Annotated in this window: 18 protein-coding genes; 13 read left to right on the top strand and 5 right to left on the bottom strand. The window is 63.2% G+C overall.

Annotation, left to right across the window (positions count from 1 at the left end):
- Positions 1 to 161 precede the first annotated feature (161 nt).
- The 3 genes from FHT37_RS15960 (at position 162) to FHT37_RS25790 (ending at position 2,465) form a co-directional block, all read left to right on the top strand.
- Complete coding sequence (locus FHT37_RS15960; protein ID WP_183482788.1) at positions 162 to 1,469, top strand: sodium:proton antiporter; 1,308 nt, start codon at positions 162 to 164, stop codon at positions 1,467 to 1,469.
- Positions 1,470 to 1,588: 119 nt separating this feature from the next.
- On the top strand, positions 1,589 to 1,810 hold the full coding sequence (locus FHT37_RS15965; RefSeq protein ID WP_147241321.1) for a hypothetical protein: 222 nt from the start codon (positions 1,589 to 1,591) through the stop codon (positions 1,808 to 1,810).
- A 184-nt stretch (positions 1,811 to 1,994) separates the two neighbouring features.
- Entirely contained in the window at positions 1,995 to 2,465 is a 471-nt protein-coding gene (locus FHT37_RS25790) for a universal stress protein (protein WP_183482790.1), read from the top strand.
- A gap of 425 nt (positions 2,466 to 2,890) precedes the next feature.
- Here FHT37_RS25790 and FHT37_RS15975 read toward each other — a convergent pair whose 3' ends face one another.
- Together FHT37_RS15975 and FHT37_RS15980 are read right to left on the bottom strand one after the other, a co-directional pair.
- Positions 2,891 to 3,823: a PHB depolymerase family esterase gene (locus FHT37_RS15975; protein WP_183482792.1), complete on the bottom strand. Its 933-nt coding sequence runs from the start codon at positions 3,821 to 3,823 to the stop codon at positions 2,891 to 2,893.
- The gene (locus FHT37_RS15980) at positions 3,820 to 4,347 is read right to left on the bottom strand and encodes a hypothetical protein (RefSeq protein WP_183482794.1); all 528 of its coding nucleotides are present in this window, start codon (positions 4,345 to 4,347) and stop codon (positions 3,820 to 3,822) included. Before FHT37_RS15980 ends, FHT37_RS15975 begins: the two co-directional genes overlap by 4 nt.
- A gap of 244 nt (positions 4,348 to 4,591) precedes the next feature.
- Here FHT37_RS15980 and FHT37_RS25795 point away from each other — a divergent pair, with 244 nt between their 5' ends.
- From FHT37_RS25795 to tnpB, 8 genes are all read left to right on the top strand, one after another.
- Positions 4,592 to 4,795, top strand: a complete 204-nt coding sequence (locus FHT37_RS25795) for a HAMP domain-containing protein (RefSeq protein WP_409072711.1) — start codon at positions 4,592 to 4,594, stop codon at positions 4,793 to 4,795.
- A 34-nt stretch (positions 4,796 to 4,829) separates the two neighbouring features.
- The gene (locus tag FHT37_RS25455; protein ID WP_255489698.1) at positions 4,830 to 5,324 is read left to right on the top strand and encodes a methyl-accepting chemotaxis protein; all 495 of its coding nucleotides are present in this window, start codon (positions 4,830 to 4,832) and stop codon (positions 5,322 to 5,324) included.
- A gap of 348 nt (positions 5,325 to 5,672) precedes the next feature.
- A complete protein-coding gene (locus tag FHT37_RS15995; RefSeq protein WP_183482800.1) occupies positions 5,673 to 6,107 on the top strand; it encodes a hypothetical protein in 435 nt (144 codons plus the stop codon).
- 196 nt (positions 6,108 to 6,303) lie between these two features.
- Positions 6,304 to 6,750 carry a two-component system response regulator gene (locus FHT37_RS16000; RefSeq protein WP_183482802.1) on the top strand — a complete coding sequence of 149 codons (447 nt, stop codon included), beginning with the start codon at positions 6,304 to 6,306 and terminating at the stop codon, positions 6,748 to 6,750.
- Complete coding sequence (locus tag FHT37_RS16005) at positions 6,722 to 6,922, top strand: hypothetical protein (protein WP_183482804.1); 201 nt, start codon at positions 6,722 to 6,724, stop codon at positions 6,920 to 6,922. Before FHT37_RS16000 ends, FHT37_RS16005 begins: the two co-directional genes overlap by 29 nt.
- A 203-nt stretch (positions 6,923 to 7,125) precedes the next feature.
- The gene (locus FHT37_RS16010) at positions 7,126 to 7,410 is read left to right on the top strand and encodes a hypothetical protein (RefSeq protein ID WP_183482805.1); all 285 of its coding nucleotides are present in this window, start codon (positions 7,126 to 7,128) and stop codon (positions 7,408 to 7,410) included.
- A gap of 896 nt (positions 7,411 to 8,306) precedes the next feature.
- Positions 8,307 to 8,672: a transposase gene (locus tag FHT37_RS16015; protein ID WP_183482807.1), complete on the top strand. Its 366-nt coding sequence runs from the start codon at positions 8,307 to 8,309 to the stop codon at positions 8,670 to 8,672.
- Entirely contained in the window at positions 8,669 to 8,875 is a 207-nt protein-coding gene (gene tnpB, locus FHT37_RS25800; RefSeq protein WP_221211106.1) for an IS66 family insertion sequence element accessory protein TnpB, read from the top strand. The genes FHT37_RS16015 and tnpB overlap by 4 nt, the downstream gene beginning before the upstream one ends.
- Before the next feature lie 5 nt (positions 8,876 to 8,880).
- Here tnpB and FHT37_RS16025 read toward each other — a convergent pair whose 3' ends face one another.
- Positions 8,881 to 9,078, bottom strand: coding sequence for a transposase (locus tag FHT37_RS16025; protein ID WP_183482809.1), 198 nt, complete (start codon positions 9,076 to 9,078; stop codon positions 8,881 to 8,883).
- 395 nt (positions 9,079 to 9,473) lie between these two features.
- On the opposite strand from FHT37_RS16025, the gene FHT37_RS16030 reads away from it, so the two are divergent.
- Both FHT37_RS16030 and FHT37_RS16035 read left to right on the top strand, forming a co-directional pair.
- The gene (locus tag FHT37_RS16030) at positions 9,474 to 12,779 is read left to right on the top strand and encodes an NACHT domain-containing protein (RefSeq protein WP_183482811.1); all 3,306 of its coding nucleotides are present in this window, start codon (positions 9,474 to 9,476) and stop codon (positions 12,777 to 12,779) included.
- A 144-nt stretch (positions 12,780 to 12,923) separates the two neighbouring features.
- Complete coding sequence (locus FHT37_RS16035; protein WP_183482813.1) at positions 12,924 to 13,268, top strand: transporter substrate-binding domain-containing protein; 345 nt, start codon at positions 12,924 to 12,926, stop codon at positions 13,266 to 13,268.
- Positions 13,269 to 14,181: 913 nt separating this feature from the next.
- Here FHT37_RS16035 and FHT37_RS16040 read toward each other — a convergent pair.
- Positions 14,182 to 14,487, bottom strand: a complete 306-nt coding sequence (locus FHT37_RS16040) for a peptidyl-tRNA hydrolase (protein WP_255489746.1) — start codon at positions 14,485 to 14,487, stop codon at positions 14,182 to 14,184.
- A gap of 2 nt (positions 14,488 to 14,489) precedes the next feature.
- Positions 14,490 to 14,939 (bottom strand): hypothetical protein, encoded by a 450-nt coding sequence (locus tag FHT37_RS16045; protein ID WP_183482818.1) that lies wholly within the window; start codon positions 14,937 to 14,939, stop codon positions 14,490 to 14,492.
- Positions 14,940 to 15,036 lie beyond the last annotated feature (97 nt).

The raw sequence follows: 15,036 nt of genomic DNA on the forward strand, positions 1-15,036 counted from the left end.
CACTGCAGCGACGAAGCCAAAAAGCCCGAGCAAACGAGGTTGCCCTCCCCCTGCACTGGCCGGCGTCGCCACACCCAAGCCGAGCACGTCTCTCAATGTGAGCCAGCCATAGATCCAGAGCGTCCTCTTGCAACAGATTTAATGGCTTCGGAAGAACTTGTATGAGTTTTGCGGCATGGATGCTGCTCTTCGGAGCGTTGCTTCTGGGCATGGTGCTCCTGGGCACCCTTCTTGGCCGCATGCAACTGACCAGCGCCATGATCTATCTGGGTATCGGCTGGGTGCTCGGCCCGGGTGTACTCGATATATTCCGCCCCGATCCGTTCTCCCGTTCCGAGCTGCTCCTCCGATCGGCGGAGCTGGGCTTGGCGATATCGCTTTTTGCGGTCGGGCTAAGGCTGGGTGTACCGTTCTTCGATCGCCTTTGGCGGCTCCCTTTAAGACTGGCGTTCCTGTCGTTAGCGGTCATGGTGGGACTGACCGCGATTGTGGGCGTGGTCCTTCTGCAGATGCCGCTCGGGGCGGCGATTCTGCTGGGGGCCATCCTCGCTCCGACCGATCCCGTGCTGGCGTCCAGCGTGCATACCGACGCGGGAAAAGACCCGGAGCGCGTCGGCTTCAGTCTGGCCGCTGAGGGGGCGCTCAATGATGCCGCAGCGCTTCCCTTTGTGATTCTTGGCCTGGCCGTACTGCGGGCTACCGGCGACCGAGCGATTTGGCATTTTGATTGGCTTCAGTGGACAGCCGTCGATCTGATCTGGACGCCGGTGGCCGGCGTCGCAATCGGGGGAAGTTTTGGCGCCCTCATGGGCTGGGCCGTGGTGTTTCTGCGGAGCCGGTATCGGCAGGCCATTGGCCTGGACGCCTTCATCGGACTGGGGCTCATCGGCGTCGCTTACGGCGCGGCACTGTATGTGTCAGCCTCCGGCTTTCTTGCTGTTCTGGCTGCGGGCATCGCGTTCGGAAGGGGCGCTGAGCAGCCGCGCCGACGGGAACAAGCCCTCGGCGGGCATGCCGACGTCTCGGGACATCCCTATGAGGCCGTTGCGACGCACTCTCATCACGCGAGCGCGACAATGAAGGAATCTGTTGGGCGTTTCAACGATCAACTCGAGAAGGTTGCCGAGATGGGCCTCATCATCTTGGTCGGCGCCATGCTGCCTTTCGTGCCGCTGTCGCCGCTGATCCTCGGCGCCATCGCATTGATTCTGCTCCTTCTGCGGCCCGTTTCAGTCGCTGTGGCGATTGTCGGAGAGCAGCTTACCTGGCGGCAGCACATCATGTTGGGATGGTTCGGGATTCGCGGGGTGGGCTCCGTGTACTACTTGCTGTACGTGCTGAGCCAGGGCGTACCTGGCGACGTAGCTGCATTGCTTGCTGGCGTGACGCTCTGGACGGTCGCCTTTTCCATCACGCTTCATGGTCTTTCCACGCGCGCGATGACAACGCACCACGTCGGCGCACCGTGACCAGAGGACCCGCCGAACGACGTGTATTCGATGGCTCTGCCGTGTTTGTTACCACACAGACATCACCGCTCAGAAGGAGGACGCTGTGATTGTCGGTCGCTAATCACGGAGCATCCCTCATGAACGCTCTTCTCCTCTTTTCTGTTGTCCCGCTCGGAGTGCTGGGTGCCGTGCTCATCGCCGAGGGGGCCATCGGTTGGGGCATATCACTCTGGCTGGTCGCAGTCGTCTTGAGCCAGGCAACGTTCGTCGCCGACGTTTGGGCTGAGTACAGGAGCCAAAAGGCCTCGGGCCTATCGATACTTGCCGCGCTTGTCACCTGCATCCGGCGCACCACCTAAAGCGAGGCGACCGTGAACAATCAACCACGGGCTGCTCCGCCGAATCCTCCCCTCTCGTCGGACGAGGCAGCTGAAGATGCATTCACCACCGATGGCGGAAGGCCGGCCCACGTCCCAAAGGACAGCGCGAAACTGATCCCGAAAGATTCCCGTCGCAAACGCGAGAAGAAGTCGAAGGCTTGCCATGTGTGAGGCGATCCTCGTTCCGATTGACGGGAGCCGATCATCAGACGCCGGACTCGCGTGTGCCCTACGGTTGGCCGGCGCGATGAAGGCACGCCTCGTTCTCTTGAACGTGATCGATGTCGAACCACTGTTCCTCCAGACGGCTGGAGACTTCCAGGAGCACCGGCAAAGCCTTCGAGACTACGGGCAGGAGCTGCTCGCCAAAGCAGCATTGGAAGCTCAGCGGCAGGGTGTCCAGGTCTCCTTTTTCATGCATGAGACGGTTGAATCCAACGCTTCGTCCATCATCGTTGCGCAGGCCGTCGCCCAGCATTGTGGTCTGATCGTTTTGGGAACGCATGGCCGGCGCAATCCCAGCAAACTGCTGCTTGGCGGGGACGCCCAGTTGGTGCTGCGGGACAGCGCTGTACCCGTACTGTTCGTGCGATCGATACCTCCTCATGAGGCGTCACCCCGGAGTACCAGATAGCTCCCATCGGCACGCCGGTGGAGATGTCGCTGGCAACCCGGCTCGTCCATGCGCTCCAGGCTATACCTCGTGTGACATCCGCCTTGAGAGGCGGGCGAATCGCAAGCGGTCGGGCCCGGCAATCGCGCGTGGGCGACGCATCCTGTTCAAGGACGGCGGCAAGCCATTCCTGCCACCCCTCGCTAGACCAGCGCCAGGGCCCAGCCTTGGAGCCATCGACATGGGCAATGCCGCCGAGTAAGTACACGACGAGCGAGGTTATGAGGCGCAGAGACAAGTTGACCTGCCCGTTTGATCTTCGGCACGCAGGAGGGCCTTCAGTGCGTCAACGTGGAGGTCGCAGAAGTGGAGGATGGCGACGGTGCTGGCGCGCCTTCGATGGCCGGCAGCGATGAAATCGATGGCGCTAACGGGCCGCAAGGCAACTAGCCGCGCGGATGCGCGGAGAAGAAGCAGATCATTTGACTTGCCGCATCCGGTCCTTGCCAATCCGTGTGAGTACCGCTGGGTTCCCCGCCGGACCATGCATGTCCGGCCCCGTCGATCAACCAAAGTTCTGCGTGCGATCGACCGTCGGTTCCGATGCGCGTCTTTCGCGCGTAGGCCCGTCCACCTTCGTGGCCATGCTCGACTAGCTCCACGCCCGACAGGCCGCGTGTCGCGTCGGCATAGACCTGCTCGCCGTTGAGCGGGTGGACAATCATGTCCCGCGAGCCGAGAAAAACGATCGCTGGAATGCTGTGCGGCGAACTCGCAGCGGACTTCGTGCCTCGAGTGACCGGTCCGTTTCGCATGACAGACAAGGCTTCGGACGCGTGTGCGGCGACGCCGAAGGGGACTCCCGAGTGCACGCCCATGGAGGCGAAGAGTTCCGGATAGGTCCGTGCCAGCACAGCGGCCATCGCTCCGCCCGCGGACAGGCCCGCCACATGCACATGGCGTTCGTCGGCGCCGTATACGTGCATGACGTGCCGTGTCAATGCCACCAGCAATGCTGGCTCGCCGCGACCGCGCTGCTGGTGACTGGTCTTGAACCAGCTCCAGCAGCCCTGCGGGTGAATTGATGTCGTCTGTTTGGGGTAAAGAACAAGCCAGCCATGGCGGCGGGCTACTTCGTTCATGCGAGTTCCGGCGGCGAAGTCATCGGGGTCCTGCATGCAGCCGTGCAGCATGAGCAGCAACGGACGTGGCGAGCCAGGATCGCCGGGCGGCACGTACAGCTTGTAGCTGACGGAGATGCGACCATGTATGAAGGTGGCCGCGAGAAGGTGTCGATCGTCCGTCAGCTCTTGCGCCGTCGGTGACATCGACGCGACCTGATCACTGAGATCAGCGGCGACATGCAGGCGAACGATCATCGGAACACGTGTTGGCCGTCGGCCGCGGTCCAGCTGCGCTCGAAGTGCTCAGCGTCTGTCTCGTTCTTCGCTCGCAGTCCCATGAGGATGCCACCGTTGCGCACGCCTTCCTCATACTGCTTCACCCGCTCTTCCGGCATGCTCCAGCCGATCAGCGCGCCCAGGAGACCGCCCCCCGCTGCCCCCGCGCCAGCCCCCGCTGCCGCCGCCGCAAGAGGCCCTGCGACGACCAGTCCCAGCCCGGGGAGTACGAGGGTGGTGCCCACTGCGGCAACCGCAGCGGCGATGGCGCCCACAGTACCGCCGATGGCGCCTCCGACGCCGGCCCCCTCAGCGGCCTTGTTGCCGAGTTCTGTCTCAACATCGCCATCGCTGAAATGATGCTTGCGGGTGTCTTCCGACATGACGAGGTCGACGTCCTTGGGGTCGTACCCGCGCTCGCTGATAGATCCGTAGGCCGACTCCGCGCTGGCGCGATCCGGGAACAGGCCGGTCACGAGATGGTCCTGAGTAGTGGAGTTCATGAGAGATTCCTTATGCGTTGAAACGGCGCGATTTACACCGCCTCAGAGCAAAGGCATACGGCGCCCCTGACCGGAACTCTCGCCTCACCGCTGCATTCTCCTAGGACGTCGGTCTGCGAGGGCCTCCTGATCGGGAAGTTCTTTCTACGGTTCCTCGTAACCGGTGGCGATTACCGGTTGCGCCGCCGCTTGCCGTCGGGGCAGCGCTTCATGCGACGCCCTCGCAGGTGCTCATGCCAAGCCAATGTTGCAGCGTAGAGGCCGTCCCTCGCTTGCCGCCGGTGATCTGACTCGAGAGGTGTCCGTCGACCGGAGCGACGAGCTTGGCGGGCTACAGCGCACGCTGCGTGGAATGCTCGCCAGCCTGCGCACGCTCGTACGGGGAGTGCGATCGGGGGTCGACTCGGTGACCACGGCGTCGACCCAGACTGCCGCCGGGGAACCTTGACCTTTCCGGCTGTACTGAACAGCAGGCCGGCAGCTTGCAGGAGACCGCCGGCGCAATGGAGCGGATCACCGGCACCGTGAGCAACGCCGCTGCCAGCGCCGGCGCAGCGACGCAACTGGCCTCGAAGGCTTCCATCACGGCGCGCCATGGCGGGGAGGCGTCCAGCCGCGTCGTCGCCATGATGGAGGAGATCACAGTTCACAGCTGCCGAATCGGAGACATCATCGGCGTCATCGACGGCATCGCGTTTCAGACCAACATCCTGGCGCTGAACGCAGCGGTAGAGGCGGCGAGGGCCGGCGAGCTAGGCCGCGGTTTCGCCGTCGTCGCAGCCAAGGTGAGAAGCCTTGCGCAGCGCAGCGCCGGCGCGGCGCGCGAGATTAAGGGGCTGCTCGCCAGTTCGGCAGCCGCAGTCGAGGTCGGCCAGCGCGAAGTCGCTCAGAGCGGCGCAACGATGCGTCAGATCGACGACGAGATCGCCCAGGTCAACGACCGTGTCAACGAAATCGCGAACGCTGCACAGGAATAGCGCCGGGGCATTGAGCAGATCAATCAGGCCATCGCGCAGATGGACCAAGTCACACAGCGGAACGCCGCACTGGTTGAGGAAAGTGCCGCCGCGGCTGGAAGTCTCGAAGCGCAGGCCCGACGGCTGTCAGCTTCCGTCGCGACTTTTCAGCTGGCGCGAAGAATGGCCTGCACGTTGCCATGGAGCAAGAGACTAGCAACTGCCTCCCGGCGGCGACATCTTTGCTTCAAGCCCTCGGAAGCTGGCGGGATGCCCCCAGAGCTCACGGTATGACCTTGAGCTGTGCGTTGCCGTTGCACAGTTTGATGTCGGGAGGACGGAGCCACCCCTTTCCGACGCGGCCGCAAGGTGCCGGCCGCGCAGCACGGCAACCTGACCAAAGGCGGCCGGTTTCGCCTGCGCGAGGAGTTCGACCCAGCGTCGCGCCGGACGCTGCGCGTGGCGCGCTTGGTAGCGGTGTCCGGCTTGAACGGGGACCGGACCAAGAATTCGCTGTTGCCCCTGTGGGACGCTGCGGTGATCTTTTCGGACGGCGGCTACTGGACGGTGATCGGCTTCGAGCGGGAGGTAATCAAGAACGAGAAGGTGTCGCTGCGCCAGACGTGGGCGCTCCGCGAGTTGCCGGCGGAGGTTTGCGAAGAAATCGAGAGCACGATCGCCATGGGCCGCGAGGCCTCGATTCCGACGACCATGAAGTGGGCATCCGCGCTGCCGCCGCCACCGCCGGCACCGGTCGACCTGCGGAAAGCCGTGTGTTCGACAGACACCATGTACGGGCCATAGCCTTGATGGTGCTTGGGCGGCATTGGAGCCGTCGCGCCTGCCGTTCAAGAACTGTGGCGCCGCTTGGCCTCGTAGCTGCGTCGCCGTCCGGGCGGCCGGTACGGGCCCCATCGGGACCTCAGTGGCTCGGCGTACGGGATCGGTACTGTAAGGAGTTCCATATTGAAGAAAGGCTGAGGAGCTCTAGCATTTGCGCGTGCTAAGCCCGAGCCGCCCATCGGTCCTCATACTGGACGACTATCCCGACGCCGCAGAGGCCGTCGCGCTGCTGCTTGAGCTGGCCGGCTGGCGCGCCGTCTGGGTGGACCGAATCGACACGGCCACCGAAATACTCCGCTGCGAGCGCTTTGACGCGCTGATCATGGAGCCGCATTTGGCCGCGGGCGAAGCCTCCCAAGTCGCGATCGCCGCCCGCCGCATGCCGTGGAAGATGATCTTGATCTCGCTCACCGGCAGCATTCGCAAAGGAGACGAGACGAGCTACGAGCCGACGCTTTATGACTTCAACCTCGTTAAGCCCGTTGGCGCCGAAGTCCTGATTGACGCCCTCCGTAAGGCGCGCCAGCCGATGCTGTCCGGCACCGGCATTGCTCACTCGGCTTATGGCGCCGACCTTGCTTCAAGCGCTTCGCACCTGGAATGATGCCGAAGCACACCGTCAGCGGCTGGATCGAACACTTGCCACGGCAGTGGCTAGGAACGACCAGCGCACCGCGAATGACGTGATGCGCGAGCTGCGCGACGCGGAGATCTTTGCCGAGGAGATGCGAGTCACCATGCTGCATCTTCTCTCAGAAGGAACCGCCACCGAATGAACGCTGGATGAGGCGTGAGAGCAGTTCGTTCGTCGAGACTGCGTCTGCGTGAACGAAGAGCGGCGAGCAGTCGAGCCCACCGGTATCAGCGTCAGCCAAAGAATGCTCGCATTGAGGATCCGCAAGCCGAGTGCCTGGATGAATCTGGCAGGATCGTAGCTACTGTTGCGAACGCGCAAAGTTGTCGCCTGAGGAGAAACCGCGTGGCTCTTGAGAACCTTTCGTCGGATCAGCGCGATCTGGCCTCTTTCATTTCCCTAATCTCGCAGCGCAGTTACCGCGCCGTGTGGATGCAAGGCACCGAAGTCGACGTGTGGCACGCGTTGCATGCCGCCGATGGGGGTGGCGCGCCTTTGAATCTCAGCCCCGGGGAGGTCCAGCACCTGCTTGATCTGAGCTGCCGATGCGGCGGCTGGATCACGTTCGACACCAACTGCGGCGAGACGTTCGTGCCGCTCCAGGACTGGATGCACGAGCAGAACTCGTGAAAACGAGACCGCCCTACCATCGTCGCTTGCACTGCGGTGTTAGTTCCGTTTGCCTATATGCGCCCGCAGCGCGGACCGCGGCGTTATGGTGATACGGGCAAGAAGCTCGGCTTGAGCTACAGAGGTTCGCCTCGCGCCAACGGTTGCGGGCGCTTGGCGGATTTGACCGGCACGCTTGGCGCGCTCCAAGGAAGTCCAGTTTCGCCCAAAGCGTTCAACTCCCCGTCTCTGCAAGAAAAGCGTCCGTCCTGAGACATCGGCCCGGTCGAGGAACGCAACCCGACGGGCATGGCGCTTCGGCGGACTGACTGCGGGTACGCTGTTTGCACGGAGTGGGCCTTGAATTTAGCCGTAAGCAGGCATGTTGGAATGTGAGGTTTGCGCTCAAGTGGTGGTTTATCCCAGGCGCAACTGGGAACCGAGCCTGACCCTTGTAGGTGCCCGGCGACGAAATCCACGCTTTGTCGACACAGTGTGGCGGTGCAGCCGTTGCAGCACGCTCTTTGTGAGAAGAGAAACGAAGAGCACGCAGGAACAGATTTGGATGGTTTGGCGCCCGACCGAGCAGAACCATCGCATCGAGTGAATTCGTCCAGTAGGAGAACGGCGCCAACGTTCTTGAGTAACCTCAGCGCGTCGATGGTCCGACCGTCCGCTCCCAGCAAGCTAGAAGTGCATCTAGCCGCTCTGGCAACGTTGGATTGCGACTTTACCTTCGGCCTGAACTCCAGCAACCACCTGTACAGCGCCTGCGCGACCGGAGCCGCGCGGGTTCGTCGCTCTCGCAGCCGCTCTTCGGCTGGCAGGTCGTAAGCGGCCAGCGAAGTCATGTTGATCCGCTGAGACAGCCCTAGGATGCTCGTGTCCATCAACGACTTGATGGGTACATACGCACTATGAACCAAGCAGCGCCAGGCCGCCGTCGGCGAGTCCACAGCACCGAGTTCAAGGCGCAGGCAGTGCAAGCTTCGCAGCAGCCGGGCGTCTCGATGGCCGCCGTGGCCATGGCTCACGGCATCAACGCCAACCTGCTGCGGCGCTGGGTCCATGAGAGGGCTCGGCCTCCTGTCGATGTCGTGACCGTTCGCGGCAAGCCCGTGGACTTCATCGCGCTGCCGATGCCAGCGGCGTCCGCACCGTCCGAGCCGGGTGGTGAGCCCATCCGCATCGAGGTCCGCCGCGGCTCGACCACCATCGCGCTGACGTGGCCGGCCGGCGCTGCCGATGCGTGTGCGGCCTGGATGCGCGAGCTGCTGCGTTGATCCGCATCGACGCCGTGTGGCTCGCGACGACGCCACTGGACATGCGCGCCGGTACCGAGACCGCTCTGGCTCGCGTAGTTCAGGTCTTCGGCGGCGCGAAGCCTCACCATGCCTACCTCTTTGCCAACCGGCGCGCCACACGCATGAAGGTGAGCCATGCACCCCACCTCGGTGATGCCGCTATCGACGAACACGCCTTGTAGCCCGATTAGTCATCACACAAGAGGCTGCCCTTCCAGGCGCTCCCGGTGCCGTGTCCAAGGAAAGTGCGTGGATGCTGGCCCGAGCGGCTCTCAGTGAAGTCATAGACCACGGCGCGCATCGTCTCAAAGGCGCCGCTGGCATAGGCCCAGAGATAGGCGCGAACGGCCGCTGTGCAACCGCTTGCCGCGGTTAATGGCGGCACCGGCCGCCGAACCGAAGGTCGGCTTGATGGCGGTCAGCGTGAGTTCACGCGATCGCCGCGGCCGACCGCAACCGCTGCAAAGGCGTCGCCCACACTTTTTGCTCAGCCCCGTTGCGGACCATCGCCCGGGCATAGACACTGGCTGTCCAACTTCTGGGGGTCAGTTCACTGGTTTGGTGGGCACCATCCTGGCGGCCGGCGCCGGGGCGTTCAAGGTGACTTCGCCGGACGCATACCCCGAGTCCACATAGCTTCAAATCGACTCTGCTCCTCCCCACTGACCGCGCCGGCGAACATCTTTGAGTCCTGAGCGGAGAGGCACACTTGGGGCCCCAGCCGGCCTGCCTCTTCCTCTGAACATGAGCCCTCCCGCGGCAAATCCATCCAATTCCAACGTGGACGTCTTCATCGGAGCCACGATCGACGTCGCCTCGGAAGTCTGCGTGTACTGGCTCCTCTTGGCCGCCCTTGCCGAGATGCCTGGGCCTTCTGCGGTGCTCGCCAACTTTGAGGTCGGTGGCCGCCAGGTCGATTTCGCCGTATGCACCGCGAAAGGCGTGCTGATCATCGAGGCCAAGTCCTATCGGTGGCCGGTGGACGGCAAGGAGAACGGGTTGTGGACCATGACGCCCGAGGGAGGGCCGGCCCTCGAACTGCGCAACGCTTACCGCCAGACGTTGGACGCGAAGAACTCCTGGAAGGACGCGGTCGGCGCTGCATTGGGCTGTGCAACCGAGTATCCGGATGCCTGTGTCATGGCGGCATTCGGTTGGCCAGCTGGGTCTTCGGTGCCAAGTACTGCGAAGGTGCAGAAGGCCGGGCCGGAGCAATTGCCGGCGCTGCTGCAGCGGGGGTCATCGCAGCGTCTGACCATGAAGGACGTCGAGAAGGTCGCAGCATCACTTCGGTTGACGCGCGTTGCCGTGCATGCGGATGCGGTCGACGAAGGGATGGCGGAGGCACGCTCGCGCATTGACCTTTACATAGAGCAGTTCCGCATCCTGCATGAACCGGTATCGGCCCAACTAGTTGACGACCAGTACGACATGAATGACGCGCTCCTGTCGCAAGCGCAGGTAAAAGCGGCAGTCCTGAAGGCGCCTGGTGGTGTCGCCTTGGTGCTGGGGCCGTCCGGGTGCGGAAAATCGCTGCTTCTCGCTCGGCTTGCGATTGAGTCCATTGCCATGGACTTCGTCCCGTTGCTCCTTCAAGCGCAGGATTTCGAGGACACGCTCAAGGAACTGATTGAGAGAGAGGTCGCTCTACTGTCTGGCTCCAGCGCGAGGCAGTTCGTGAGCGACGTGCTTCGGCTTCGCTGCCCGGTGCTCCTCTGCATCGATGGATACAACGAGTGTCCCGAAAGGCGGCAGGAACATCTGACCCGGGCGATTCGTGCGCTGGCGCGACGACTCAAGTCGCCTTGCGTTATGACGACAAGCCGCGAACCTACGCGGTCCGACCTGCTTGATCGCGTGACCGTGAAGGTGCGGAGACCAAGCGGCAACCTGAAGGCTCGCATTGCTCAGGCGATATGCGGCAGCGACAAGGCATTGGGTCGGCTGCCAGGCCTCTTGGATGCGGTCGGAAGTGGCCTCGAGGCGAAGCTAGTCGGCGAAGTATTCGCTGAGCTAGGGGACGGCAGCAGCACCTTCGCGCTCTTCGATACGTTTGTTCGAAAGGTGCTAGCAGAGCACGAGTTCGAAGGAGTCGCGTTCCTTGCGCGCTTCGCCGGCGTGCTGGCCGAGGCCGCCCGCTTCTCGACCTCAGTACGAGAGACCGACCGACTACTTCAGGACGTTCCTAATGCGCGCTCGTTGCTCGACGCGCTGCTGGCGAAGCGCGTGCTCGCGCGGCGCGGTGACCGAATGAGCTTCGGTCACGAGCAGTTCTTTCGAGCCGCGTTGGCCGAGTGGGCAGCGAGAACACGCATGGGGTCCGCCAAAGCCACGCTTGAGGCGCTGAAGTCTCCGCGGTTGGGAAAGAGTCGCGTGTTCCTGCTTGGCGCAATTGAGAACGAGCAGTTGCTCTGCAGCACGCTGCCGCATGTGCGGGACTTCGACCTGCTACTGGCGGCTGACGCAGGGCAGTGCGGCGTAGCCGCACAGACCTGGGTGCGCAGGAGGTGCATTGAAATCATTGACCGTCTCCAACATGAGGCTTCGGTGCTGACGTTTGAGCGCGACGGGAGCGGGATGAGCGGCGTGACGTGCGTCGTTCCAGATTCTTCTCCTTGGACGGAGGAGGATCGCGCATTGTTGAGTCTGGTAGCGAAGGCTTTCTACACGGGCCGATACCTGCCCCCGATCCTCAAGGCCATCCGCCTCGCGGACGCAGCGATTGTGCGCGCACTGGCCACTCTTAGAAGCGACATTGGCCGGGCGGAGCTCAATAAGCTGTCCGCGAACCTCTTTTCTGAGGTTGTGCTCTTCGGCACTCGGGAGTTCTCGCTGAGCCAACTGATAGAAGCCGTCGCGAACGGGCACTACTCCATCGGGGCCAGGTATCCGGAAGGCCTGGGAGAAGAACTTCTGTCGCATTGGACAAAGGACACGTCGTCGGCGGAGGCTTATGTCCTCATGAGCATGCTGAAGAGAACGCCCCCTGCAGACGTCGGGGCACTAGTAGAAAAGTTGGTGGAGTTCTTCAAGAACGATTGGCGCGGCTCCCCCTACCACCTCAAGCTCCAGTCGTTCGACCTTGTCGAACAGCTGTCCGTGGCGAACGAGGGTCAGCGGCGCCAGCTACGGGATGCGGTAGCCGAGCTGAAGCCAACGAACATGTTCCTTCAGCACTCTCAGAACGAAGCGATGCACGCGCTCGGCGCCTTTGACGACGTCAAATGGGCAGGACTCGATGATCTGATGGCCGAACTGAAGGAGTTGTCCAAGACGCCAACGAGCGACGAGGCCTGCGCTGCTGCAGCGGCCTTCTACATGCGACAGTTCGACAGCCCTTATGGGGATGCCCATTACCAAGCTTGGCATGACCAGTTACATGAGGACCGTGCGCTGTTGAGCGCAATGGCTTGCCGCAGCGTAGCAGCTGGGAACCTGCCCTTCAGCTTCCCATCGTCGTTGATACGCCGTGCTGCAGAAGCCGGTCCAACGCCCTATGTGCTCGAGACCATCCGTCCGTGGCTCGAGCTGCCGTCTGAGCAATCAAGCGGGCCACAAGAGTCCATCGAATCGCTTGTCGCGGCGCATGAGGCGTACGGCGAGATGGGGCAGCAACTTCCCCAGGTCTCTTGGACGGAGGTGGCGGAAGCACCCGCTCACGTCGCGCTGTTGGCATGCGCTCGTCTGTTCTATGTGGCCTCGCTGCCGGAACAGCTGGCGACCGTTGGACAGCGCGTCCAGGCCGAATCTCATGAGTTTCTGAAAAAGGTAGGCGGTGCCCAGACCATGGCGGCGATCGCGACTCTTCATTGGGGACGCTCGATGACGATGGGCCGCAAGAACGTACCTGACCTTTTTCCTGCTATGGCTACCGAACTGGCTCGAGACGCGCTGGCTTCGAAGGTCGGTCCGGCTTGGTTCTACGAAAGGCATGGGCATCCCGATGCACACATGATGCTCGCTATCCAGGTGATCGGTCGCTTTGGAGGTCCGGGCGATCTTCATCAGCTCTCCCCACTGGTTGATGATGTCGGCTTGGGCGAAGCCGCGCTTGACGCGATTCGAGACATCGAGGCTCGCCAGTAGGGACAAGTAAGCGGCAGCGTGAAGGATTCGGGCATCGGAGCTCGCCGAGGTCGTGCTGCGCGCGATCGGCATCACGACGATCGAGCTCCATCCGGCGACCTTTCGGGGAGCTTCTTCCCGGCGTCGTCGTCGGGCGCTGGGGACATGAACGTCCCGATCTTCATCTCCAAGGAACGAGCTGGGCTCGTGGCGTTCAGTTCTCCGGTGTGGGCTCTGAGGGATGGTCTCCTGGTGAGACGCAACGCCGAGCACCAATCTTCGACCTACGAGGCCCTTGTTCAGCGCTCCGATGCCCGGCTTGGCGTGGTGGCCGGCGCCGCCCAAGTCAGCGCTGCGAAGTCTGCGAGTATCGGTGCGAGTCAGCTCGTGGAGTTTCGCAGTCAGCCCGATGCTGTCGCGGCGCTTCTGGCCGGTGATATCGATGCCTCTCAGCCACGGCTGTTGGCAGTCGAGCGCTCAGTACGGATCACGCCAACCTGCTCACCATAGACTTGGCACCAACGGCCGGTGTAGCAACTCCTATGGGACGTACTCGTTCAGCAAGGAGAACTCGGACCTGTTCACGGCGGTCAACCGCCAGCTGAAGAGCTACTTCGGTTCCTCCGATCATCCGGCGCGGATGGCTCGGTACGGACTTATGAGTGCCGAGATCGACAGCGTCGTTGCGAAGTAGTTCGGTCCTGCAGCTGGGCGCCCCCGCTACCGTCACGTCCTGGTTGACTGAGGTGAACGGTGACCACCCCACGCTTTAGAGGAGCCCCGAAACCACCGGGTTCGCTTCAGACAGCCCGGAGCGGGACGAGGGTCTCAGCTGCCCCGAGCACGGCGTGCAGGCGCTCGTGCGTCGCCGCTGCTAAGAGCAACTGCGCCTCCGCGTCGGGCAGACGATCCCCGGCGCATGTCCACGTCAGCGCCTCAATCGGCGTCAGCCCTCCGAGCAAGTCAGTCGAGGCTGCGAAGAATCCGTAGCGGTCGGTCGCGCTCAGCGGTGCCGGCGTCTGCAGCGCGTGTGTAAGCGCAATGTCAGCGACCCCCGGGCCAGGCCTGGAACGCCGAATACTCGCGTGTAGTCGCTCGACCGGGCCGGCGCACAGAGAACAGCGCCCCTGCGCGCTCGCGTTCAAGGACGGCCTGCTCGCTCAGCCCTCCCGAGGCGGTGCCCATCTGCGCCGCTGTCATCAGGTACATCGGGGCCGAGGGATGCTCTGACGCGGCGGCAGCCGCGGACGCGTCGCGGATCATGCGGGGTAGCTGCGCCACGTCGTTCTGACCGCGTGCTGGACCGGCGAGGTCGTCATAGAGCCTCCCACGAGAAATGCCGGCGAAGGGTAGGCGACTCGGCCGTCTTCATCGTGACCGTCATGGCGGCCCTTCCGGCGGCCCTTAGGGCGGCCCTCAGACCTCATGGCGCGCTTCGATAGAGCGGCATGAACCGGAACATCTTGGGCCACTCCTGTCGCGGTGCGAACGCGATGGCGACCTCCTGGTTTCCCAGCGCCGACTCTGTGATCACCACATGGCCTTCCACCAGCCTGGCCCGTTCGAACTCCTCCGGACTCACCTTGCACACGGCCTTGAAGAAGGGACCACTCAACCACTGCTGCATGTCCGGCTCGTCTCTGAACTTCAGGTACGCCGCTAGGGACGCGTGCGCGACGGCCACCATCGCGAAACCCAGCGGGACATCGTTCCGCACGAGGATGTACATCTTCAACGTGCGCTCCATTGCCCTGAAACGTCCGAAGGTTCGGCGAGCAGGTGGGACGTTGCGCCGGGCGTGAGTTCGCCCAGGGTGGTGAGCAGGATCAGGTCTTGCATGCCCGCCTCAGCGACATTCTCAAGGCCTCCCGGCACGATCTCAAATTGACGGCCCTCGCGGTCTTCCAGCACGAGGCGATTACCGTTCCGGCCCCGGCGGCGCCAGACGGCCTGCACTTCCAAGGCACGCCACTGAGGCCAGTCACTGCTCAGCGGATACAGGCAAAGCAATGCCATGAGCTCGATCTGGCCCTGCAACAAGCGCTCGATGACCTCGCTGTCCCAGCACAAAACCGCCATGTCGCGCTGGCGAGCCGACTCGACTGCTCGAAAGGTCGCAACGAACCACGCCTCGCGCGACGCGTCCGCGGGCAACTTGAGGTGATCGCGGGAAAAAACCATTCCATCTCTCGTGACGAACAAAAGGCGCGAGTAGCGCTCGACCCGTGAACATTGCGCCGCAGCCCGATGAAGTCGAGAAGATCACCATGGGGGAGCT

Origin of the sequence: Mitsuaria sp. BK037, assembly GCF_014193045.1 — a bacterium.
Lineage (GTDB): Bacteria > Pseudomonadota > Gammaproteobacteria > Burkholderiales > Burkholderiaceae_C > Roseateles.